The organism is Streptomyces sp. NPDC042336, from assembly GCF_055581985.1.
The window spans coordinates 37,999-58,751 of record NZ_JBVJEA010000033.1 but is presented as its reverse complement, the minus strand read 5'-3'; the positions used below and the strand labels follow the sequence as shown (position 1 = coordinate 58,751).

The window sequence follows — 20,753 nt, the reverse complement described above, 5'->3', positions numbered from 1 at the left end:
CCGCAGGCACCCCGCGCCCCCCGCAGCCCGCCTTCCCCCCTCAGCCCCGCCGCGCCACCGTCCCCGCGCCGCCCAGTGCTCCCCGCTGCGGCGCGATGCCCGCCGGTACCGCGCGCTGGCGGGCCGGGGTGCCGGTCCAGCAGGTGCCGCGGCGGGCGAGGAGACGACCGAGCCACAGCTCCAGCGAGACCAGGTCGGCCAGCCCGTCCAGCGGCAGCGGCTCACCCGCGGCCGCCGCCCGCACCGCCTTGCGCACGACCCGCGCCTCCACGAGCCCCGCCTCCGCCAGCAGCGGCGTGTCGAACAGCCTCAGCAGCGAGTCCGCGGCGACCCGCAGCCCCGTCCGCGCGGCGGACGCCGCCAGCCCCTGGGTGGGCGCCCCCCACCCGCTGGGCAGCTCACTCACCCCCGCCCCCTCCAGCACCGTCCGCAGGATCGCCGCCCGCGCCCCCGGCTGCACCCGCAGCGCCTCCGGCAGGGCACGGCAGGCCCGCACGACCTGGTTGTCGAGGAACGGCGTGTGCAACCGCTGGAAGCGGACCTCCGCGGCCTGCTCGAGGACCCGCACCTCCGCCGCCTGCCGCGCCAGCGCCGCCCGCGCCCGGAAGTCCCCCGGCCGCTGCCCCGGACCCACCCCCGACCGCTGCGAGGACGTCTGGAGGCGAACCGATACTTCAGCCAGCGCCTCTCCGGTCAGCCACCGCGCCGCCGGCCCCGGCCCGGCCCAGGTCAGCGCCGCCAACGACGCGTCCATCGCCCCGTCGCCCGGCGTGTCGAACCGTCTGCGCAGCAACCGCTCGGCGAGCACCTCGAGCCCGCTCCGGTAGGGCGTGCGCGCCAGCCGCCGCGCCGCCGCGTACACGCGCGCGGGGACCAGTACCGACCCGTCGGCCCTGGCGAGCGCGGCGACCGGCCGGACCAGGTGCCGCCGTTTGCGGTCCATGAGCAGGTCGGCGAGGCGCGCCGGATGGGCGTCGAGGACCTGCCGCGCCCCGTACCCGGTGAAGTGGTCCGCGCTCCCCGCGGCGAGCCGCGCCCGGTGCCGTGCAGCGGCGACCAGGAAGGAGCCGGGTTCGTCGGTCAGCGGCCCGTCCAGCGCGGCGTACGGCAGCATGTCCTCGCCGCCGGTGACCACCACGTGGTGCAGCCGCGGGTTGGCCGCCAGCGCACCCGCCCGCGCCAGCTCGGGCTCCTGCCCGCCGACGGCGAGGTCGTTGAAGGTGACGGCCAGCAGCCGCTCCCCCGCCCCGGTGCCGTGCCCCAGCACGGTCCCCGGCATCCCCGGCAGCCCGGCAGCCAGCAGCGCCAGCGTGCCCGAGGCGGGCCCGCCGGACAGGTCGGCCCCGATCCCCGGTACCGGCATCCCGCGCGCCGCGCGGCGTTCCGCGGGCCCCATGCCCGGGACCGGCCCGGGGTCGATGCCGTCCCCGGGGACGTGCCGCGGGGCGGCCAGCCGGGTGCGCACCGCCTCCACCAGGGCGTCCCGCACGCCGTCCACCGCGCGGTCGGGGTCCGCCGTGGGCGCCGCGACGGCGAGCGAGGCCACCGGCTCGTACCCCGCGATCTCACGCGCCCCGGCGCGCAGGATGAGCGCATGCCCCGGCGGAACACGCTTCACGCCGTCGTACGGGGTGGAGTCGTCCAGCGCGGCCGGCACGTCGGGTGTGGCGAGCAGCGCGGCGAGGTGGCCGAAGTCGAGGTTGGCCTCGACGAGGTCGGCGAGCGGCAGCGCGGCGGTCGCGTAGGCGGTGCCGCCCGCCCAGGGGGTGTGGAAAACCGGCCGCGCGCCCGCGAGGTCGCCGCAGACGGTGATCCGCCGCCCCACCTGGACGACGGCCGTGTAGCTGCCGGGCCACGCCGTCAGATGCCGGAGCGCGCCCCCGCGCGCGGCGAACAGCGCGACGCGCAACTGCTCGTCGCTCGCACCGCAGATGCCGAGGACGGCGATCCGGGTCTGTGCGTCGGCGCTGACGACGCGCACCTCGTCGGGGCGCCAGTCGCCGACCGCCCACAGGGGGTCGGGGTCGCCCCACAGCGGCTGGGCGCCCACGGGCTGCACGGTCTCGCCGTCGTAGCCGGTGGCACCGGCGGAGCCGCCCGCTCCGGCGATCCCCGCTGCTCCCACGGCGGCGCTGCTCCACCCCACCAACCACCGCATCGACGCCTCCACAGGCTGGGGACAACCAGTGCACCGCACCAACTGGTTTCCCATGCTGCCATGAAGGGCGCGCCACAGAGCGTCGGCGGAGCCGCGTGTGCCCCCTGCGTGCGCTCTCGCGGAACCTCACGCGAAGGCGCCAACTCCCTTGCACCGCCCCCGGGACGCCGCCCGGAAGGGAGTGAAGACGACGCGAATGCGCCCCCGGAACGCGCCCCTTGGCTCCCCCGCGCGCCCTCAACTCCCATGGTGAGGGCGGTAGTACCCCGAAATCACCAGAGGTGATTTTCAGCCAAATCGGCGTCACGCAGCCGCACTCGAACACGCTCCGTACAAACTCTGCGCACCACCGGCCGAGGGCGGCCGGCGCTCGGTCCGGGGGACGGAACTCGCCCCCCGGACCGGACCGCCGCCCGCGGGGATGTAGGCGGCGGCGTCCCCCAGCCCACTGGATCCAGTACAGCGGGCCGACCCACGCACCGCTCATGGAATCGCTCCCGCCGTGGCCGGAGAAGAGCGCACGCACGGGCGCACGGCCACACATCGGGAGCACGCGGCAACGGACCGTACATACACCGCACTTGAGTACGGACCACAATCCCGCCATCCGGAACAATGCCTCTTAACGCCTGGGATCCGGCGAACTACGCTGGGTTTACGAATGCCGCGTGGTTATGCCAGCGCGGCAGCCGTCTGTGTCGAGGGGTGGCGCATGTCCAGGGAGCAACGCGGGCCGAACGAAAAGCTCGGCGCCGTTCTCGCCCTCGCGGGAATCAGCAACGCAGGGCTCGCCCGGCGCGTCAACGACCTCGGCGCCCAACGCGGGTTGACACTTCGCTACGACAAGACGTCGGTGGCGCGCTGGGTGTCGAAGGGGATGGTGCCGCAGGGAGCGGCACCGCACCTCATCGCCGCCGCCATCGGCCAGAAGCTCGGCCGCCCGGTGCCGCTCCACGAGATCGGCCTGGCGGACGCGGATCCCGCCCCCGAAGTGGGCCTCGCCTTCCCCCGGGACGTCGGCCAGGCGGTCAGGTCCGCCACCGAGCTGTACCGTCTCGACCTCGCCGGCCGCCGGGCCGGCGGCGGCATCTGGCAGTCGCTGGCCGGGTCGTTCGCGGTGAGCGCGTACGCGACGCCCGCCTCGCGATGGCTGATAACCCCGGCCGACAGCTCGGTGGCGCGCGAGGCGGGCCCGGCCGAGGGCTCCGGCGCACCGCTCAAAGTCGGCCACAGTGATGTGCAGAAGCTGCGCGAGGCCGCCGAGGACGCCCGTCGCTGGGACTCCAAGTACGGGGGCGGCGACTGGCGTTCGTCGATGGTCCCCGAGTGCTTACGCGTCGAGGCGGCCCCGCTCCTCCTCGGCTCCTACTCCGACGAGGTCGGCCGCGCCCTGTTCGGCGCCTCGGCCGAACTGACCCGGCTGGCCGGGTGGATGGCCTTCGACACCGGCCAGCAGGAGGCGGCCCAGCGGTACTACATCCAGGCGTTGCGCCTGGCCCGCGCGGCGGCCGACGTCCCGCTGGGCGGCTACGTGCTCGCCTCCATGTCCCTGCAGGCGACCTACCGCGGCTTCGGCGACGAGGGCGTGGACCTCGCCCAGGCCGCCCTCGAACGCAACCGCGGTCTGGCCACGGCCCGCACCATGAGCTTCTTCCGCCTGGTGGAGGCACGCGCCCACGCGCGAGCGGGCGACGCGGTGGCGGCCGGGGCCGCCCTGAAGGCCGCCGAGAGCTGGCTGGAGCGCGCCCGCCCGGGCGACAGCGACCCGTCGTGGCTGGGTTTCTACTCCTACGACCGGTTCGCCGCCGACGCGGCCGAGTGCTACCGCGACCTGAAGGCACCACGCCAGGTGCGCCGCTTCACCGAGCAGGCGCTGTCGCAACCGACGGAGGAGTTCGTACGCTCGCACGGCCTCAGACTCGTCGTCTCGGCGGTGGCCGAGCTGGAGTCGGGCAACCTGGACGCGGCCTGCGAGCAGGGCGAGCGGGCCGTCGAGGTGGCCGGCCGCATCTCCTCGGCCCGCACCACCGAGTACGTGAAGGACCTCCTGCACCGCCTGGAGCCGTACGGCGACGAGCCGCGCGTGGTGGAGCTGCGCGAGCGCGCCCGCCCGCTGCTGGTGACTCCGGCCTGACGGCCGGCCGCGCTCACCGCACCCGCCCCGCGGGTTTGAGGGCGTTGTCAGTGGCGCAGTGCACTATCGAAGCCGGGAGACGGACCGGGAGACGGACCGGGAGGTGGAGCGAGTGTTCGACAGCGATGTGCTGGTGATCGGCGCCGGGATCGTCGGCCTGTCCACGGCGTACGCGATCACGCGCGCCGCTCCGGGCACCCGCGTCACGGTCCTGGAGAAGGAGCCGGGCCCCGCCCGCCACCAGACGGGCCGCAACAGCGGGGTCATCCACAGCGGCGTCTACTACCGACCGGGCTCGCTGAAGGCGCGCTACGCGGTGCGGGGCGCCGCCGAGATGGTCAAGTTCTGCGCCGAGTACGGCATCGACCACGCCGTCACCGGCAAGCTGATCGTCGCCACCGACCGCGCCGAGCTGCCCCGCCTGCACGCCCTCGTCCAGCGCGGCCGGGAGAACGGCATACCGGTGCGCGAGCTGGGCGGCGCCCAGATCCAGGAGTACGAGCCCGAGGTGCGGGGCCTGGCCGCCATACACGTCGGCACCACCGGCATCTGCGACTACGGCGCCGTGGCCCGGCAGCTCGCCCACGCGTCCGGGGCGGAGATCCGCTACGGCGCCGAGGTGGACCGCGTCGACCGGCGCCCCGGCCTGGGGGTCGCCGTCCGCACCCGCGCCGGGGACGTGCTCCGCGCCCGGGTCCTGGCCAACTGCGGCGGGCTGCACTGCGACGAGATCGCCCGGCTGACCGGGGACGACCCCGGCATGCGGATCGTCCCCTTCCGGGGGGAGTACTACGAGCTGGCGCGGCCGGAGCTGGTGCGGGGACTGGTGTACCCGGTGCCGGACCCGGCGTTCCCGTTCCTCGGGGTGCATCTGACCCGGGGCATCGACGGCGGCGTGCACGTCGGGCCGAACGCGGTGCCGGCGCTGGCGCGCGAGGGCTACGGCTGGGGCGTGGTGCGCCCCCGTGAGCTGGGTGCGACCCTGGCCTGGCCGGGTTCGTGGCGGATGGCCGGGCGGCACTGGAGGTACGGCGCGGGCGAGCTGCGGCGGTCGCTGTCCAGGTCCGCGTTCACGACGGCGGTCCGCAGGCTGCTGCCGGCGGTGACGGAAGGCGACCTGGTCGCCGCTCCCGCCGGGGTGCGGGCACAGGCGGTGCTGGCGGACGGCACGCTGGTGGACGACTTCCTGATCAAGGAGGGCGCCCACGCGGTGCACGTCCTGAACGCGCCGTCGCCCGCGGCGACCGCGTCCCTGCCCATCGGCCGGGAGGTGGCGCGCAGAGCGCTGGCCGTGCTGGCGGACTGGCGCCCCGTCGGCGCACCCCCGGCACACCCCCGGCACACCTCCTAGTCCCGCCCGGGCGCGCTGCTCCCTTCGTACGAGCCGAGGCCCTCGATCAGCGCCACGAGGGCCGGGTCCCCCGCGAAGCGCTCCGCGTGGATCTGCCGGATGAGTTCGCCCGTGGCCGGGTCCTCGTCGTCGGTCAGGTCGTGCGAGACCATGTGCCGCACCAGCGGCAGCCCGATCTCGTCGACCCGCCGGTGCAGCGGAGCGTGCATGTACGCCCGGTAGGCCTCGATGTCCTCGACCGCGAACATCGCGCCGTAGTCGAAGTCACCGCCCACGTCCCGTCCGACCGCCCAGTACGCGACGGCGTCGATCTCCCGCCCCATCCTGCGGAGCATCTCGAGCGCTTCGTCGACCTTGTCCTGGGGGGCGTCGGGGCGCATGGCAAGGCGGATCTGGTGATGGATCACGGCGTCTCTCCTCCACGGGGCAACTGTCACGGCAACAGCACTTCGCGCTATCGCTGTAGTTATAGACTGTAACTAGTCCGATAGGCCATCGCAACCGCGTGCGCGGACTAAAATCGACGCACTGTGTCTGACTTCCGCCACACCCCCGAAGCCGCCGAAGCCGCTCCTACGCCCTCGGCCGGGACCTCCCCGCGCCACGTCCGCGCCAAAGGCGAGCCCCGTTTCCCCGACGGCCCGAAGGCCGATCCCGCCGGGTCGCACTTCGAGCGGCGGATCCGGAGCTTCCAGCCCCGGCGGAGCCGGGTGACCACCGGGCAGGCGGACGCGTTGCAGCGGCTGTGGCCCGGGTGGGGACTGGACATCGACGGACAGCGGGTCATCGACCTCGCCGACCTCTTCGGCAACACCCGCCCCGTCGTCCTGGAGATCGGCTTCGGCATGGGCGAGGCCACCGCCCAGATGGCCGCCGCCGACCCGGACACCAACATCCTCGCCGTCGACGTGCACACCCCCGGCCAGGGAAACCTGCTCGGTCTCGCGGAGCGGAAGGAGCTGTCCAACATCCGGGTGGGCAACGGCGACGCGATCATCCTGCTGCGCGAGATGCTCGCCCCCGACTCCCTCGCCGGGCTGCGCGTCTACTTCCCCGACCCGTGGCCCAAGAAGCGGCACCACAAGCGCCGGCTGATCCAGCCGGAGTTCCTGTCCCTGGCCGCTGCCAGGCTCGCCCCGGGGGCGGTCGTGCACTGCGCCACCGACTGGGAGCCGTACGCCGAGCAGATGCTGGACGTGCTCACCGCGCACCCCGACTTCGAGAACACCGTGCCCGGCGGCGGATTCGCGCCACGCCCCGAACACCGGCCGCTGACCCGTTTCGAGGGCCAGGGACTGGACAAGGGACATGTGGTGAACGACCTGCTCTTCCGTCGCGTACAGCACAAGGAGCTGCCCCCCACCGGTTAGGGTCCATGCCGTGGCCACCTGTCCCCCGTATCCGACCCGTGTGCATCCCACCCGCGCGCACCGGCATACGCACTGGTGGCAGCGTCCCTGGGTCCGTTACGGCGCGCTGATCACCCTGCTGGCGCTCTCCGGCCTGGTGATCCTGGCCCTGGTGCGCGAACAGACCGGCACGCGGGGCTTCCTGGTGGGGCTCGGCCTCGCCGTCCTGCCCGTGCCCCTGCTCATAGCCGCGTTCCGCTGGCTGGACCGGGTGGATCCCGGCCCCTGGCGGAACCTGCTCTTCTGCTTCGCCTGGGGGGCCTGCGCGGCGGCGCTGATAGCGATCGTCGCCAACAGCTTCGCGACCCGCTGGATAGCGACCGCGACCGCCGACCCGGCCGGTGCGGACACGCTGGGCACCACGGTCATAGCGCCGGTCGTCGAGGAGTCCGCCAAGGCCGCCGCCGTCCTCCTGGTCTTCCTGTTCCGCAGACGGGACTTCACCGGCATCGTCGACGGCGTGGTCGTCGCCGGGGTCACCGCCACCGGCTTCGCCTTCACCGAGAACATCCTCTACCTGGGCACCGCCTTCGGCACCGACCAGCTCACCGGCGGCAGCGGCATCGCCTCCGTCACCGCGGCGACCTTCTTCGTGCGGGTGGTGATGTCGCCGTTCGCGCACCCGCTGTTCACCGTGCTGACCGGCATCGGCTTCGGCATCGCGGCGCTCTCGGCCGGCCGGCACCGCCTGCGCCGGGCCCTGCTCCCCCTGGCCGGGCTGCTGCTCGCGATGGGCATGCACGCCCTGTGGAACGGCTCGGCCGCGTTCGGCGAGTACGGCTTCTTCGCCGTGTACGCGGCGTTCATGGTGCCGTCCTTCGGCCTGCTGACCTGGCTGGTGATCTGGACCAGGCAGCGCGAACTGGGCACCGTACGGGCCGAACTGCCCGCGTACGTCGTGGCCGGATGGCTCACGCCGGCGGAGCCGTACGCGCTCGGCTCGATGCGGGCCCGCCGCATCGCCCGGCAGTACGCCCGCCGGCACGCCGGGAAGGAGGGGGCGCGGGCGGTGGCACGCTACGAGGCCTGCGCGACCTCGGTGGCGTTCCTGCGGCAGCGCGGGCGCCGGGGCCGGGCGGGCGCCGACTTCACCGTGCGGGAGCGGGCCTTGCTGGAGGCCCTGTGGCAGCTGCGGGACGTGGCCCGGCCGGCGCTGGAGTACGCGGCCCGGGCCGCGGCACCGCCGCCGCTCCCACCGCGGCCGGTACCGCCGTGGGCGTATCCCTACGGCGGGGCGCACGGCGCGTACGGCCCGCGGACCGCACCCGCCACGTACGCCCCGCACCCCCTACAGGCCCCGTACGCTCCCTACGCGCCGTACGGACCCTCGCCCCAGGCTCCCTACGCGCCGTACGTGCCGTACAGCCCCCACCGGCCGTAGGTCCGCGTCGTCCGCGCGCTCAGGCGGACGCCCGTGTCAGTCGCGCGACCTCGTCCTCCGTCAGGCTCAGCCCGGCCACGCCCAGCAGGGCCGGCAGCTGCTCCACCGTGCGCGCGGAGGCGATCGGCGCCGCCACCGTCGGCTGGGCGGCGAGCCACGCGAGGGCGACCGTGGCGACGGGAGCGTCGTGGGCCTCGGCGATCTCGTCCAGCGCGGCCAGCACCCGGCGGCCCCGCTCGGTCTCCAGGTGCTTGGCCGCACCGCCCGCCCGCGGGCTGTCCACCTCCGTGCCGGGCCGGTACTTGCCGGTGAGGAAGCCGGCCGCGAGGGCGTAGTACGGCACGGCGGCGAGACCGGCCTGCTCGGCGAGGTCGCGCAGCTCGCCCTCGTAGGTGTCGCGGGAGACCAGGTTGTAGTGCGGCTGGAGGGCGACGTACCGGGCGAGGCCCTCGCGGTCGGAGAACGCCAGGGACTCCGCGAGCCGCTCGGCGGAGATGTTGGAGGCGGCGATGTGCCGCACCTTGCCGGCCTTCACCAGGTCGTCGAGCGCGCCGATGATCTCCTCGACCGGCACCTCGGGCTTGTCGAAGTGGGTGTAGTACAGGTCGATGTGGTCGGTACCGAGGCGGCGCAGCGAGGCGTCGGCCGCCGCCTTGATGTTCGCGGCGGACAGGCCGGGGTACTCGGGGTGCTGGCTGACCTTGGTGGCGAGGACGACGTCGTCACGGTTGCCGCGGGCCGCGAACCACTGGCCGAGGACGGTCTCGGACTCGCCGCCGCTGTTGCCGTCGACCCAGGCGGAGTAGGAGTCGGCGGTGTCGACGAAATTGCCGCCGGCCGCCGTGTAGGCGTCCAGGACGGCGAAGGACCGGTCCCGGTCGGCGGTCCAGCCGAAGACGTTGCCGCCCAGGGCGAGCGAGAAGACCTCGAGGTCGGAGGAGCCGAGTTTGCGCAGAGAAGTCATGTAGTGGTTCAACGACCGCACCGGAGCAGGCCATTCCGGCACCTGCGCAAAAATCCCGCAAACCGGCAGCCCTGACGTCGGGGGGTTGCCGTCAGGACCGCCGGGGTTCGGCGGGGCGCATCAAGGGGCGGGGTGGATCAGGGAGTGAGGCCCTTGCTCTGCAGCCAGGCCATCGGGTCGATGCCGGAGCCGCCGGCCGTGTGGACCTCCAGGTGGAGGTGGGCGCCCGTGACGTTGCCGGTGGCGCCGACGCGGCCGATGACGTCACCGGTGGTGACCTTCTGGCCGACGCTGACGCTGATGGAGGACTGGTGCGCGTACCAGAGCTCGGTGCCGTCGTCGAGGGTGAGCACGGTCTTGTAGCCGTACGAGCCGTCCCAGCCGGCCGACGTGATCGTGCCGCTGTGCACCGCCTTGAGCAGCGTGCCCGTCGGGGCGGCGAAGTCGAGACCGGTGTGGTGGCCCGAGGCCCACAGGGAGCCGGCCTGGTTGAACGTGGAGGAGATCGTGTACGAAGAGGTCGGCAGCGTGTACTGCTTGGCCAGCTTCGCGAGCCGCTCGGCCTCGGCCTTCTTCGCGGCCTCCTCCGCCGCCTTCTTCTTGGCGGCGGCGGCCTTGGCCTCGGCCTCCTTCTCCGCCTTGGCGGCGGCTTCCGCGGCCTTCTTCTCGGCCGCGGCGGCGGCTTCGGCGGCCGCCTTCGTCTCGACCTGCGCCTGCTGCTGCTCCGCCTGCGCCATGATCCGGGCCCGCAGCGACTCACCGGCGTCGGCGGTGCCGGTGCCCTCCGCGCTGTCGGCGGCTACGGCCTGGGTGATGCCGCTGAGCGGGGTGGCGGAGCCCTCGGGCTCCGAGGTGTCGTCGTCACCGGGCAGGAGCGAGCCGACGTTCGGCAGGTCCGGCACGGAGATGGACACCGGCGGCTTGCCGGTCTGCGCGCTGGCCATGCCCCCCGCGCCGACGGCCGCTATGACCCCGACGCCGAGGACGGTGGAGCTGCGGGCGAGCCCGCCGCGCTGTTTGGCGACGCGGTGCCGGCCGCGTACGGGGCGGATGGAGTCCGCGGTGGGATTCCACTCCTCCCAGGGGCCCTCTTCGGTGCGGTAGCTGTCGTAGCCGAAGGTGTCGGTGCCGTGCCCTGAGGGCACGGACGGGGCCTCGGGGGCAGGCCGGTTGGACGCCACGTGGGCGTACTCCTTTCCTTCCTTCCGCCTACCGGGTTAGCTGACGGGTTCGGAGCAGGAAGGTCTCCTACGGGCACATGCAGCCGTGTTGCCACGGCGTCAAACGCCCGATTCACCCCAATGTGGTGGTTCCCCGGTTCCCTTGCGGGATTCGGCGCGTGCGCACGGAGCCGCCTTCTGTGACGGCTGGGACGACCGCGCTGCGTTATCGAACGTTAATAGACACGAGGCTCCGATTCCAAGCCGTTCCTCTTGATCATTAACGGAAACGGCCGGGATGTAAGCCTCACTACCGGTGAAAACGGGGCGAGTTGACCGCGCCTCAGTATTCCCCTTCACGTCATGTTCTTCTGACGGCGCATCAGTTGTTATGCGGAGGGAGGTCACGCTGTCACGGCTCGTGACAGTGATCATGATCGCCTCGCCGTGGACGCCGTACGGCGAGCAGCGCCATGTCGTCCGCCATGCCGCCCCCGGAGTGCCGGCGCACGTCCTCGGCGAGGGTGTCGAGCAGGGTCGCCGGATGCCCGAAGACGCGGCCGGCCAGCCGCGTCTGCGGATCGTAGAACTCGCCCTTCGCGTCCCGGGCTTCGGTCAGTCCGTCCGTGTAGAGCAGCAGCGTGGCCCCACCGGGGAAGGCGACCTCCTCCGCCCGGTCGGGCCACACGCCCAGCTCGCCCATGCCGAGCGGCAGCGCCGACTCGCGGGCGGGCAGCGGGCCGAGGGTGCCGTCGGCGTAGAGCAGCAGGGGCGGCGGATGGCCGCGGTTGACGATGCGGACCGTGCCGCCACCGTGCGGGAGTTCGGCGAGTACGGCGGTGGTGAAGCCCTCGAAGGCGTCCAGTCCGTCGCGCCGGGTGCCCTCGCGCGCCAGCGCCCGCTCCAGTCGCTGCGCCACCGCCTCCAGCGTCGCCTCCTGTTCGGCGGCCTCCCGGAAGGCGCCGATCACCACGGCGACGGCGGCCACCGCGCCCATGCCCTTGCCGCGCACGTCCCCGACGATGAGCCGGACGCCGCGGGCGCTGTCCTGCACCGCGTACAGGTCGCCGCCGATGAAGGCGTCCGCCTGGGCGGCCTCGTAACAGACGGCGATCTCGAAGCCCGCGATCCGCTCGGCGGGCTGGGGCAGCACGGCGCGCTGGGCGGCCTCGGCGATCTCGCGGACGGAGACGAGGCGCTCGTCGCTGCGGCGGACCAGGCCGTTCACCAGGACGGCGAGCACGGCGACCGTCGCGATGGTGATCAGCTCGGTGAGGGAGTCGACGTAGTGGATGACGCCCTTGCCGAGCTGCAACCCGATGACCGCGGCGACCACGGCGACACCGGTGAGGGCGGTGCCGCGCCGCGAGTAGAGCGGGGCGGCGATCAGGGGCGCGGCCGTGTAGAGGGGCCCGGCGGTGAAGTACCTCGGGGTGAAGATGTCGTACAGGATGGCGACGACGATCAGCAGCACGGGGAGGGCGTGCACGAAGAGGCGCCTGTACCCGGTCCGCCGGCGTGGCGGTGGCGCGGGGGGCGACAGGGGCCGCGGTTCGTCGCCGAGGCCCGGGTCGGGCACGGGATCGCCGGGGAGCCGGCCGCCGGCTCGGGCGTACGCTCCCTCGTCGTCCACGTCACCTGGCCGCACCACTCGTCTCCCGCCACCCCGCACGTCCGCGCCGCTTGCCGTCCCGGACTCCAGGTTTCCCGGAGCGGGGGCGGGGGGCGAACGGTGAGGGGCCGACCGGATGACACGGACCGCGTGCGGAGACGCACCGAGGGCCGGAACCCTTTCGGATTCCGGCCCTCGGCCTTCAGTAGCGGGGACAGGATTTGAACCTGCGACCTCTGGGTTATGAGCCCAGCGAGCTACCGAACTGCTCCACCCCGCGTCGTTGTGTTCACCACTGTACGTCATCCACGGGGCGGAATGCACATCGGTATCTCCCCCGGCCCTCCCCTACCCCTCCAGATGGCGGTTCGGCGCCTTGGCCCGCTCCGCGTACCCGTCCAGTACGACGACGGTGGCGCCCGCCGCCGCGAGCACCCCGCTCCCGTCCGCCCCCGCCACGAAGGTGTCCGGCTCCCGCCAGGCGGTGACGACGCGGCGCACCCCGGCGTCGAGGATGAGCCGGGCGCAGGGTGCTGGCCGGGAGGCCCGGCGGGCACAGGGCTCCAGGCTGCTGTACACGGTGGCGCGGGCGAGCCGCGGGTCCTCGGGGTCGACCTTCGCGAGCGCCGCCTCCTCGGCGTGCACGACGGGGTCACCGCCCTCCCGCGAGAACCCCCGCGCCAGCTCGCTCCCGTCGGCGGCCACCACGACCGCCCCCACGCTGAACGCGGTGTCCGACGGCGGACACAGCTCGGCCAGCTCACAGGCGAGGCCCAGCCAGTGCCGGTCGGCGGCGGCGACCCGGTCACCGGTGCCGGGGGCGGTGGGCCGGTACCTCATCAGTACGACGTCCTCGATCCGCCGGGTCTCGACCAGCGCGAGCCGCCCGCCCTGGTAGGCGCCGGGCCCGAACAGCCGGGGCGCGGCCGTGTCCCCCACGAACAGCGGCGCGAGGACGAGCTGCAGCTCGTCGGCCAGCTCCTGCTGGAGCAACTGGGTGTGCACGGTCCCGCCCCCTTCGACCATGAGCCGCCGCACGCCCCGCCGGTCGTGGAGGTACTCCAGCGCGGCGTGCCAGCCGAGGTCCGGGCCCAGGGACACCACATCGGCCCCGGTCCCGAGCGCGCGGGCCCGCCGGGCACCGTCGTCCGTGGTCAGCAGCACCTTCTCCCCGCCCGTGTGCCAGAACCGCGCCGCCGGGTCCAGCTCGCCGCTGCCGCTGACGGTGACCTTGAGCGGGTACTCCGGCCTTCCGGCCGCGGTGCGGGCCGCCCGCCGCTCGGCCGAGTTCACCAGCAGCCGCGGGTTGTCGGCCCGGATCGTCCCGGCCCCGACCAGGATCGCGTCCGCCGAGGCCCGCACCTCGTCCACCCGGTCGAAGTCGGCGGGGCCGGAGAGCAGGAGCCGTTCGGGGCCGGTGTCGTCCAGGTATCCGTCGAGGGAGACGGCGGCGGAGAGCAGGACGTACGGGAGGGGCATGGCGGCACTCCGGTGGGACGAGCGGGGCGAGCGGACGGACTGGCGTGGAGTGCCGCCATTGTCGGTCATGGCCGGCGTGGGCCGGCGCACTCGCCGTCCGTCGCCGGCAGGGGGCCGCCCTCCGGCTGACGCCCCGCCTTGACTCTCCAGTGGCTGGAGACCGCAGGGTGGGCTCATGAACGGCGCGACGCCCCCGCACTCCATCGGTGAACTGTCGGCCCGTACCGGCGTGTCCGTACGGACCATCCGGTTCTACTCGGACACCGGACTGCTGCCCCCCACCGACCGCACCCCGGCCGGCTACCGCCGTTATGGCGAGGCGGCCCTCGACCGGCTCCACCTCATCTGCGTCCTGCGGGAGCTGGACGTCGATCTGACCACGGTCCGCCGTGTCCTGGACGGTGACCTCTCCGTCGCCGAGGTCGCCGCCGCACACGCCGACGCCACCGCCCTGCAGATTCGCGCGCTGCGGCTGCGGCACAGCGTGCTGCGACTCGTCGCCCGGCGCGACGCCGGCCCCGAGGAGACCGTTCTCATGCACCGGATCGCCCGCTTCACCTCCGACGAACGGCGGCGCGTGATCGCCGACTTCATCGCCGCGCTGGAGGCCGGCACGCCCCACGCCAGGGACGCCGCCGCTGCCCTGCGCGCCGCCCTGCCCGAACTCCCCGACGAACCCACCGACGCCCAGCTCGCCGCGTGGGTGGAGCTGGCCGGACTCGTCGCCGACGACGACTTCCGCGGGCGCATGGCCCGTGCGGCCCTCCCGCCCGCCGACGAGGACGTACTGCCGGGGGTGGCCCCCGAGGCGGCGGCGGACCTCATCCCCTACGTCCGGCAGGCCGTCGCCGGGGCCAGAGCGGCGGGCATCGATCCGGAGGGCGACGAGGCCGCCCCGGTCGTCGACGCCGTCGTGGCGCGCTGCGCCGCCGTACTCGACCGCCCGGACGGCCCGGAGCTGCGGGAGTGGCTGGCCGGGCGGTTCGAGGCGGGACACGACCCACTCGTCGAGCGGTACTGGCGCCTGGTCTGGACCCTCAACGACTGGCAGGTCGTCCCCGGCCACCTGCCCTTCCAGCCCTGGTTGGTCCGGGCCCTTCGGCGGCCCGGCCGGGTCAGCCCCAGTCGCCGTTGACCCAGGCGAGCAGGCGGGCGCGCTTCTTGTAGGAGCAGGGTGCGTGGTCGGCACCGGCCGCGGCATACGTGCGTGGGCCGCCCTGGAGGTCGTACCCGTAGTCGCTGGGGCCGTACTCGCCGTCCCGGTAGCCGTCCAGGTCGTCGGCCCAGTCGAGGATGCCGAAGTCCAGGAAGCCGAAGCCGAGGTCGAGGTTGTCGACGTAGCGGCCTGGGTCGGCCGGTTCCACCGGCGTGGGACGGCCGTCCGACCCGGCGGTGATCCGGTCCTCGACGCAGCCGTCGGACCGCACGGGCTGGCCCAGCCACCACCCGGCCAGGAACACGGCGTACAGGGTGGTGACGACGCCGAGGCGGCGCAAGGTCATCCAGGCGGGCATCCGGCTCTACTCCCCGTCGCCGTCGAACCAGGCTCGCAGGCGGGGGCGTTCGTCCATGTCGTTGGTGCAGGCGACGGCGTAGGAGGTGAAGGTCAGAGACATGACGTGGGGGGTCTGCACCGCGTGGGCGTTCACGAGCGGACTGTGGCCCGGATACGCCGACGGTGACGGAATCGGGCTGTACGCGGGCGTGGGCGTGGCGGACGGCTCGGGACGGTACCGCTCGGCGGCCCGGTCGAGGGCGGCCTGGTCGACATGGCACTCGGGGGTCACCGGCTGCCCCAGGTACCAGCCCGCGACGAACACGCCGTAGACCACGGCGGCGGCGCCGAGGCGGCGCGGGGTTACTCGGCGGGGCCGCAGGTCAACCAGGCTGTCGTCGGGGGGAGTTGTGCTCATGCCGGGGGACTCTACCCGTCGGCCCGGCGGGCCCGGCGGTCACGCGTCCTTCGCCCGGGAGACGGAGAAGGCGCCCGCGGCGGCCGCCGCCGGTTCCGGAAGTCCCACCATGGGCGGCTCCTGGGCCGAGCACTTCGACCTGCTCACCGGCCTGCCGAACCCGGGGGACACCGTGGTGGGCAACGACGTCTGGTTCGGCAACGGCGCCACCGTGATGCCCGGCGTCCGCATCGGCCACGGCGCGATCATCGCCACCGGGGCCGTGGTGACGGGCGATGTGCCCGACTACGGCATCGTCGGCGGCAACCCGGCCCGTCTGATCCGCACGCGCCACGCGGAGCGGGACATCGCGCGGCTGCTCGCGCTGGCGTGGTGGGACTGGCCGGTGGAGCAGATCACCGAGCACGTACGGACGATCATGCCGGGCACCGTCACGGAGCTGGAAGAGGCCGCCGCGGGTCAGGGCTGATCGATCTCAGGTTCCACCGTTGCCCAGAAGACGCTGGGCTCCGGTGACGAACCGTGCGCGCGACTGCCGGAACTCGGCGTTCTCGTGGTCGAGCCGCTCGTCCATCTCCTCGAAGGTGAGGGCTCGATCGAAGGCGATCCCGAAGCGGCGCATGTTCACGTCGTAGATCCCCTTCGCGAGGTCGGCCATGTCCTCCGGGCCCGCCACCCGCACGTTCCAGATCGCGCGGCGCAGCATCCTCATGGCCGTCCGGCTCTCCTCACGCAGCTGCTCCCACCCGCTTTCCGAGCCCGGCGGTCCCGCGAGCGCACGTCGTGCCGCCACGATGTCGTCGAGGGAGGCGATGAACCGCTCGGAGGCGTCCATGACCTCCGCGTAGGAGGCGCGGCGGTCGGTGCGCAGCTGATTGCGCTGCTCGGCCCTCTCCTGAGCGGCGATCTGCTCCAGGGTGGCTCTCCGCTGCATCCAGGCACCCATGAACGCTCCGCCCAGGGCGCCGGCGACTCCGATGAACGCCGCCAGCACGGCGGCCGTGTTCTCGTTCACGAGCACCCTGTCTAGAACAGATCATCTTCCCCCTCAAGGGAGAAGGAAAGAACTGCGCCGGGAGACGGACGGGACCCCAGCTCGCTCCTGCGGTGAGCCGGGGTCCGACGAGTAGGCCCTGTGGGACTCGAACCCACAACCAATGGATTAAAAGTCCACTGCTCTGCCAATTGAGCTAAGGGCCCAGGCGGTGTGTTGCGTGATGTTGCCACACCGAGCATAGCCCGACGCCGCCGGGACGCCGATCGGGTATCGGGTCACGGCCGCGTCGGAGGGCGTGGGGGCCCTGGGCTACGGGTCCACCGGCTCGGGGGCGCCCGCCCGGGCGGCGGCGCGGGCGCGGGTGCGTTCGTGGTCGGGGTTGAGGAACCAGTGCCGGGCCGAGGCCAGCCACCAGGTGGCGGCGAAGCCCAGGACGACCAGGACGGCGATGGGCGCGTAGTTGAAGGTCTCCCAGGTGACCGGCGAGACCTGGGGCAGCATGAACAGGACCGTGATGACGCCGACCCACGTCACCGCGACCACACCCACCGGCTGCGACCAGCGGCCCAGGTGCCACGGCCCGCGTTCGAAGGCCGCGCCCTTGCGGACGCGCAGCAGGGTCGGGATGACGTAGGCGATGTAGAGGCCGATGACCGCGATCGACGTCACCGCGGCGTATGCCGTGACGTTGATCAGGTACGGGAGGCCCAGGACCAGCGCGGCCAGGGCCGCCAGCCAGACCGCCGCGACCGGCGTGCGGGTGCGCGGGTCCACCGTGTGCCAGACGTGGGACCAGGGCAGCGCGCCGTCCCGGGAGAAGGCGTAGATCATGCGGCTGTTGGCCGTCACCGACGCCATCCCGCAGAACAGCTGGGCGCCGATGACGACCAGGAGCAAGGCTTTGCCCGCCGTCGCGCCCAGCGCGTCCAGCAGGATCTGGGCGGGCGGCGCGCCGGTCGGGGACGTCAGGGCACCGTCGTAGGACTGGATGGCGAAGGTGAAGCCGAGCAGGAGGACGAAGCCCGCGATCCAGGACGTCCAGATGGAGCGGACGATGCCCTTCGGGCCGGCCGTGGACGCGTCGTGGGTCTCCTCGGTCATGTGGGCGGAGGCGTCGTAGCCGGTGAAGGTGTACTGGGCCATCAGCAGACCGATGAGGACGACGTACGCCCCGCTGCCCCAGCCCGTGTTGTTCACGAACTCGCCGAAGACGAAGGACGCCGACTGGTGGTGGTCGGGCGCGAAGGTGAGCGCGCCGACGATGACCGCGACGCCGAGGACGTGCCACCACACGCTCACGCTGTTCAGCAGGCCGACGATGCGGACGCCGAAGGTGTTCAGCAGGCCGTGGAGGATCAGGATGGCCGCGAAGAGGAGGATCGTGCGGCCCGGCGTCACCTCGAAGTCGAACTGCAGGTTCAGGTAGGCGCCCAGGAAGGACGCGGCGCCGAAGTCGATGCCGGCGGTGACCGCGACCTGGCCCAGCACGTTGAACCAGCCCGTGAACCAGGCCCAGGCCGCCGCCGTGCGCGGGGGTGCCAGACGGTGCGCCCAGAAGTACAGGCCCGCCGAGGTCGGGTACGCCGAGCAGATCTCGGCCATCGCCAGACCGACGAAGAGCGTCATCAGGCCGACGGCGACCCAGCCCCACGTGATGACGGCGGGGCCGCCCGTGTTCATGCCGAAGAGGTAGAGGGTCAGGCAGCCCGACAGGACCGAGATGATCGTGAAGGAGACCGCGTAGTTGGAGAACGCCGACATGCGGCGGGCCAGAACCTGGGTGTAGCCGAGCTGGGCCAGCCGTTCCTCGTCCGACAGCCCACTCGCCTTGGCGTCATCTGTCATGCCCCCAGCAATTCCCTTGCCGCGAGCGTGACATGCGTCACTCCGTGGCCGAAACCGGACCGCAACGCGACGCGCCGTGGCCTCCACCCGGTGGGGTGGAGGCCACGGCGCGTCTCAGGTGCTCAGGCGTCAGCCGTTGCGCTTCCAGCGCGGCTTGTCGTCACGGCGGCCGAAGGACGACGAACCGCGGTGGTCGTCGCGGCGGCCGTACGGACGCTCGTGGCCGCCGGAGCGGAAGCCGGGGCGGTCACCCTGGCGGTCGCGGTTGAAGGGACGGTCGCTGCCACGGTGCCCGCCACGGTCGCTCCGGTCGTCGCGGCGCTCGAAGGAGCGGCCGCCGCGGTCGTCACGACGCTCGAACGAACGGCCACCGCGGTCGTCACGACGGTCGTCACGGCGCTCGAACGAACGCCCGCCACGGTCACCACGGTCGTTCCGGTCGTCTCGACGGAAGCCGCCGCGGTCGTCACGACGCTCGAACGAACGCCCGCCACGGTCGCTCCGGTCGTCGCGGCGCTCGAACGAACGCCCGCCACGGTCGTTCCGGTCGTCACGACGGAAGCCACCGCGGTCGTCACGACGCTCGAACGAACGCCCGCCACGGTCGTCACGACGCTCGAAGGAACGGCCGCCACGGTCACCGCGGTCGTCACGACGCTCGAAGGAACGGCCACCGCGGTCGCCGCGGTCGTCACGACGGTCGTACGAGCGGTCACCGCGGTCGGCGAAGCGGTCGCGGGCGTTGTTGCCGCCGGTGCGCTCCGTCTTCTCCACGTCCCGGGCGCCGGGCTGCTCGGGCAGCGAGACCTCGGTCTCGGCCGACGCGGCGGCCACCTCGGCCAGCACCGTCTCCGGGTCCTCGCCGCGCTCCCGCGCGGCCCTGGCGACCAGGCGGTCCGCCTCCTCGCGCAGTTCGGTGGCACGGCGCTGGGCCCGCTCCAGCTCCTTGGTGAGCTGGGTGACCTCGCGCTCGGCCTGCTGCGCCGCGTTGCCCGCGGACTCGGCCTGGACCTCGGTCATCGACCGGGCGCCGGTGATCTCGGCGACCTCGGGGTCGAAGGCGGCGCCGCCCTGGATGATGTGGCGCGTGGCGTCGACGCCCGCGTCCTCCATCAGCCGGAAGATCTGGCGGCGCTGGTGCGGCAGGGACAGCGAGACGACCGTGCCGGTGCGGCCCGCGCGGGCCGTGCGGCCGGCGCGGTGCAGGTAGTCCTTGTGGTCGCCGGCCGGGTCCACGTTCAGGACCAGGTCGATGCCGTCGACGTGGATGCCGCGGGCGGCGACGTCGGTGGCGACCAGGACGTTGACGTAGCCGTCCTTGAAGTCGGCCAGCGTGCGGGTGCGCGCGCCCTGGGTCATGCCGCCGTGCAGCGCGTCCGCCTTGGCACCGGCGTCGCGCAGCTGCTCGGCGACGCGGTCGGCGCCCAGCTGGGTGCGGACGAAGATGATGGTGCGGCCCTTGCGGGAGGCGATGGCCGCGGTGACCGGCGCCTTGTCCTTGGGCTTCACGACCAGGATGTGGTGCGACATGGTCGTCACCGCGCCCTGGGCCGCGTCCACCTCGTGCAGGGCCGGGTCCTTCAGGTACCGGTCGACGAGGGTCTTGATCTCGTTCTCCATGGTGGCGGAGAAGAGCATCCGCTGACCGCCGGCCGGGACCTGGTCGAGCAGCTCGGTGACCTCGGGCAGGAAGCCCAGGTCGGACATCTGGTCGGCCTCGTCGAGGACCGCGATCTGCACGTTCTCCAGGGAGCAGGCGCCGCGGTTGATGATGTCGCGCAGCCGGCCCGGGGTGGCGACCAGGACGTCGACGCCGCGCTCGAGGGCGTAGATCTGGTTGCCCATCGAGGTGCCGCCGCAGACGACCTTCATCTTCAGGCCGAGGACGTCGCCGTACGGCTGGAGCGCGTCGGCGACCTGCATGGCCAGCTCGCGGGTCGGGGTGAGGATGACGGCGCGGGGCTTGTGCTTCTCGGTGCGGCCGCCGGCCAGCGTGGCCAGGGTCGGCAGACCGAAGGAGAGGGTCTTGCCGGAGCCGGTGCGGCCCCGGCCGAGGATGTCCTTGCCCGCCAGCGCGTCCGGGATGGTCGCGGCCTGGATCGGGAAGGGGGTGGTCACGCCGTTCTGCGCGAGCTTGCGCACGACGCCCTCGGGCAGACCGAGGTCGGCGAACGTCGGCTCGGGAGCCGCCGCGGGCTCCGTGGCCTCGGTGGCCTCGGTGATCGTGGGGGCGTCTACGGCCTCGACGGCCTTGGGCGCATCCTCGAAGCCCTCGGCGTTCTCGGGCACGACGACGTGGTCAGTACTGGTCATGGACATGCGAATGCGAAACCTTCCGGAGTCTCTCGTC

Annotated in this window: 16 protein-coding genes, 2 tRNA genes, 1 pseudogene and 1 riboswitch; of the genes and pseudogenes, 6 read left to right on the top strand and 13 right to left on the bottom strand. The window is 73.2% G+C overall.

All coding sequences use genetic code 11. The features are described from left to right. Window positions 1–40: 40 nt before the first annotated feature. Window positions 41–2,158 (bottom strand): asparagine synthase-related protein, encoded by a 2,118-nt coding sequence (locus ACZ6IM_RS37955; RefSeq protein ID WP_469563241.1) that lies wholly within the window; start codon window positions 2,156–2,158, stop codon window positions 41–43. A gap of 712 nt (window positions 2,159–2,870) precedes the next feature. On the opposite strand from ACZ6IM_RS37955, the gene ACZ6IM_RS37950 reads away from it, so the two are divergent. Further along, a complete protein-coding gene (locus ACZ6IM_RS37950) occupies window positions 2,871–4,292 on the top strand; it encodes a hypothetical protein (RefSeq protein WP_052843134.1) in 1,422 nt (473 codons plus the stop codon). Between the two features lie 58 nt (window positions 4,293–4,350). Further along, window positions 4,351–5,643: an L-2-hydroxyglutarate oxidase gene (lhgO, locus tag ACZ6IM_RS37945; protein ID WP_469563238.1), complete on the top strand. Its 1,293-nt coding sequence runs from the start codon at window positions 4,351–4,353 to the stop codon at window positions 5,641–5,643. Here lhgO and ACZ6IM_RS37940 read toward each other — a convergent pair. After that, complete coding sequence (locus ACZ6IM_RS37940) at window positions 5,640–6,050, bottom strand: Dabb family protein (RefSeq protein WP_052843138.1); 411 nt, start codon at window positions 6,048–6,050, stop codon at window positions 5,640–5,642. The two genes, lhgO and ACZ6IM_RS37940, sit on opposite strands and share 4 nt — an antisense overlap. Window positions 6,051–6,173: 123 nt before the next feature. Here ACZ6IM_RS37940 and trmB point away from each other — a divergent pair, with 123 nt between their 5' ends. Together trmB and ACZ6IM_RS37930 are read left to right on the top strand one after the other, a co-directional pair. Further along, entirely contained in the window at window positions 6,174–7,013 is an 840-nt protein-coding gene (trmB, locus tag ACZ6IM_RS37935; protein WP_469563234.1) for a tRNA (guanosine(46)-N7)-methyltransferase TrmB, read from the top strand. A 10-nt stretch (window positions 7,014–7,023) separates the two neighbouring features. Beyond that, a complete protein-coding gene (locus ACZ6IM_RS37930) occupies window positions 7,024–8,433 on the top strand; it encodes a PrsW family intramembrane metalloprotease (protein WP_469563231.1) in 1,410 nt (469 codons plus the stop codon). Between the two features lie 19 nt (window positions 8,434–8,452). On the opposite strand, the gene ACZ6IM_RS37925 is transcribed toward ACZ6IM_RS37930, so the two are convergent. The 5 genes from ACZ6IM_RS37925 to ACZ6IM_RS37905 form a co-directional block, all read right to left on the bottom strand. Next, window positions 8,453–9,397: an aldo/keto reductase gene (locus tag ACZ6IM_RS37925; protein ID WP_469563228.1), complete on the bottom strand. Its 945-nt coding sequence runs from the start codon at window positions 9,395–9,397 to the stop codon at window positions 8,453–8,455. 137 nt (window positions 9,398–9,534) lie between these two features. Further along, the gene (locus ACZ6IM_RS37920) at window positions 9,535–10,578 is read right to left on the bottom strand and encodes a M23 family metallopeptidase (RefSeq protein WP_052843146.1); all 1,044 of its coding nucleotides are present in this window, start codon (window positions 10,576–10,578) and stop codon (window positions 9,535–9,537) included. 10 nt (window positions 10,579–10,588) lie between these two features. After that, a riboswitch (cyclic di-AMP (ydaO/yuaA leader) is annotated at window positions 10,589–10,745 on the bottom strand. A 224-nt stretch (window positions 10,746–10,969) separates the two neighbouring features. Beyond that, window positions 10,970–12,046 carry a PP2C family protein-serine/threonine phosphatase gene (locus tag ACZ6IM_RS37915; RefSeq protein ID WP_469563225.1) on the bottom strand — a complete coding sequence of 359 codons (1,077 nt, stop codon included), beginning with the start codon at window positions 12,044–12,046 and terminating at the stop codon, window positions 10,970–10,972. A 329-nt stretch (window positions 12,047–12,375) separates the two neighbouring features. Continuing rightward, a tRNA-Met gene (locus ACZ6IM_RS37910) sits at window positions 12,376–12,449 on the bottom strand. 68 nt (window positions 12,450–12,517) lie between these two features. Then, window positions 12,518–13,648, bottom strand: a complete 1,131-nt coding sequence (locus ACZ6IM_RS37905) for a dihydrofolate reductase family protein (protein ID WP_052843148.1) — start codon at window positions 13,646–13,648, stop codon at window positions 12,518–12,520. Window positions 13,649–13,823: 175 nt separating this feature from the next. On the opposite strand from ACZ6IM_RS37905, the gene ACZ6IM_RS37900 reads away from it, so the two are divergent. Next, complete coding sequence (locus ACZ6IM_RS37900; protein WP_052843150.1) at window positions 13,824–14,783, top strand: MerR family transcriptional regulator; 960 nt, start codon at window positions 13,824–13,826, stop codon at window positions 14,781–14,783. Here the strand turns inward: ACZ6IM_RS37900 and ACZ6IM_RS37895 are convergent. Beyond that, on the bottom strand, window positions 14,764–15,162 hold the full coding sequence (locus tag ACZ6IM_RS37895; RefSeq protein ID WP_052843152.1) for a hypothetical protein: 399 nt from the start codon (window positions 15,160–15,162) through the stop codon (window positions 14,764–14,766). The genes ACZ6IM_RS37900 and ACZ6IM_RS37895 overlap by 20 nt on opposite strands. A 6-nt stretch (window positions 15,163–15,168) precedes the next feature. Then, window positions 15,169–15,561, bottom strand: coding sequence for a hypothetical protein (locus tag ACZ6IM_RS37890; RefSeq protein ID WP_469563220.1), 393 nt, complete (start codon window positions 15,559–15,561; stop codon window positions 15,169–15,171). A gap of 163 nt (window positions 15,562–15,724) precedes the next feature. Between ACZ6IM_RS37890 and ACZ6IM_RS37885 the strand changes: the two are divergent. Beyond that, window positions 15,725–16,030, top strand: a pseudogene (locus ACZ6IM_RS37885) (CatB-related O-acetyltransferase); the annotation flags it as partial. Between the two features lie 6 nt (window positions 16,031–16,036). Here ACZ6IM_RS37885 and ACZ6IM_RS37880 read toward each other — a convergent pair. The 4 genes from ACZ6IM_RS37880 to ACZ6IM_RS37865 all read right to left on the bottom strand — a co-directional run bounded on the left by ACZ6IM_RS37880 (window position 16,037) and on the right by ACZ6IM_RS37865 (window position 20,722). Next, window positions 16,037–16,576, bottom strand: a complete 540-nt coding sequence (locus tag ACZ6IM_RS37880; RefSeq protein ID WP_469563217.1) for a hypothetical protein — start codon at window positions 16,574–16,576, stop codon at window positions 16,037–16,039. Window positions 16,577–16,688: 112 nt separating this feature from the next. After that, window positions 16,689–16,761, bottom strand: a tRNA-Lys gene (locus ACZ6IM_RS37875). 106 nt (window positions 16,762–16,867) lie between these two features. Next, window positions 16,868–18,403: an amino acid permease gene (locus ACZ6IM_RS37870; RefSeq protein ID WP_052843156.1), complete on the bottom strand. Its 1,536-nt coding sequence runs from the start codon at window positions 18,401–18,403 to the stop codon at window positions 16,868–16,870. Between the two features lie 129 nt (window positions 18,404–18,532). Then, window positions 18,533–20,722 (bottom strand): DEAD/DEAH box helicase, encoded by a 2,190-nt coding sequence (locus ACZ6IM_RS37865; protein WP_469563214.1) that lies wholly within the window; start codon window positions 20,720–20,722, stop codon window positions 18,533–18,535. Window positions 20,723–20,753: the final 31 nt, after the last annotated feature.

Coding starts and splice junctions, on each gene's coding strand:
- ACZ6IM_RS37865 (WP_469563214.1), bottom strand. CDS start 20,722: ATGTCCATGACCAGTACTGACCACGTCGTCGTGCCCGAGAACGCCGAG.
- ACZ6IM_RS37895 (WP_052843152.1), bottom strand. CDS start 15,162: ATGCCCGCCTGGATGACCTTGCGCCGCCTCGGCGTCGTCACCACCCTG.
- ACZ6IM_RS37950 (WP_052843134.1), top strand. CDS start 2,871: ATGTCCAGGGAGCAACGCGGGCCGAACGAAAAGCTCGGCGCCGTTCTC.
- ACZ6IM_RS37905 (WP_052843148.1), bottom strand. CDS start 13,648: ATGCCCCTCCCGTACGTCCTGCTCTCCGCCGCCGTCTCCCTCGACGGA.
- ACZ6IM_RS37900 (WP_052843150.1), top strand. CDS start 13,824: ATGAACGGCGCGACGCCCCCGCACTCCATCGGTGAACTGTCGGCCCGT.
- ACZ6IM_RS37890 (WP_469563220.1), bottom strand. CDS start 15,561: ATGAGCACAACTCCCCCCGACGACAGCCTGGTTGACCTGCGGCCCCGC.
- ACZ6IM_RS37870 (WP_052843156.1), bottom strand. CDS start 18,403: ATGACAGATGACGCCAAGGCGAGTGGGCTGTCGGACGAGGAACGGCTG.
- ACZ6IM_RS37925 (WP_469563228.1), bottom strand. CDS start 9,397: ATGACTTCTCTGCGCAAACTCGGCTCCTCCGACCTCGAGGTCTTCTCG.
- ACZ6IM_RS37955 (WP_469563241.1), bottom strand. CDS start 2,158: ATGCGGTGGTTGGTGGGGTGGAGCAGCGCCGCCGTGGGAGCAGCGGGG.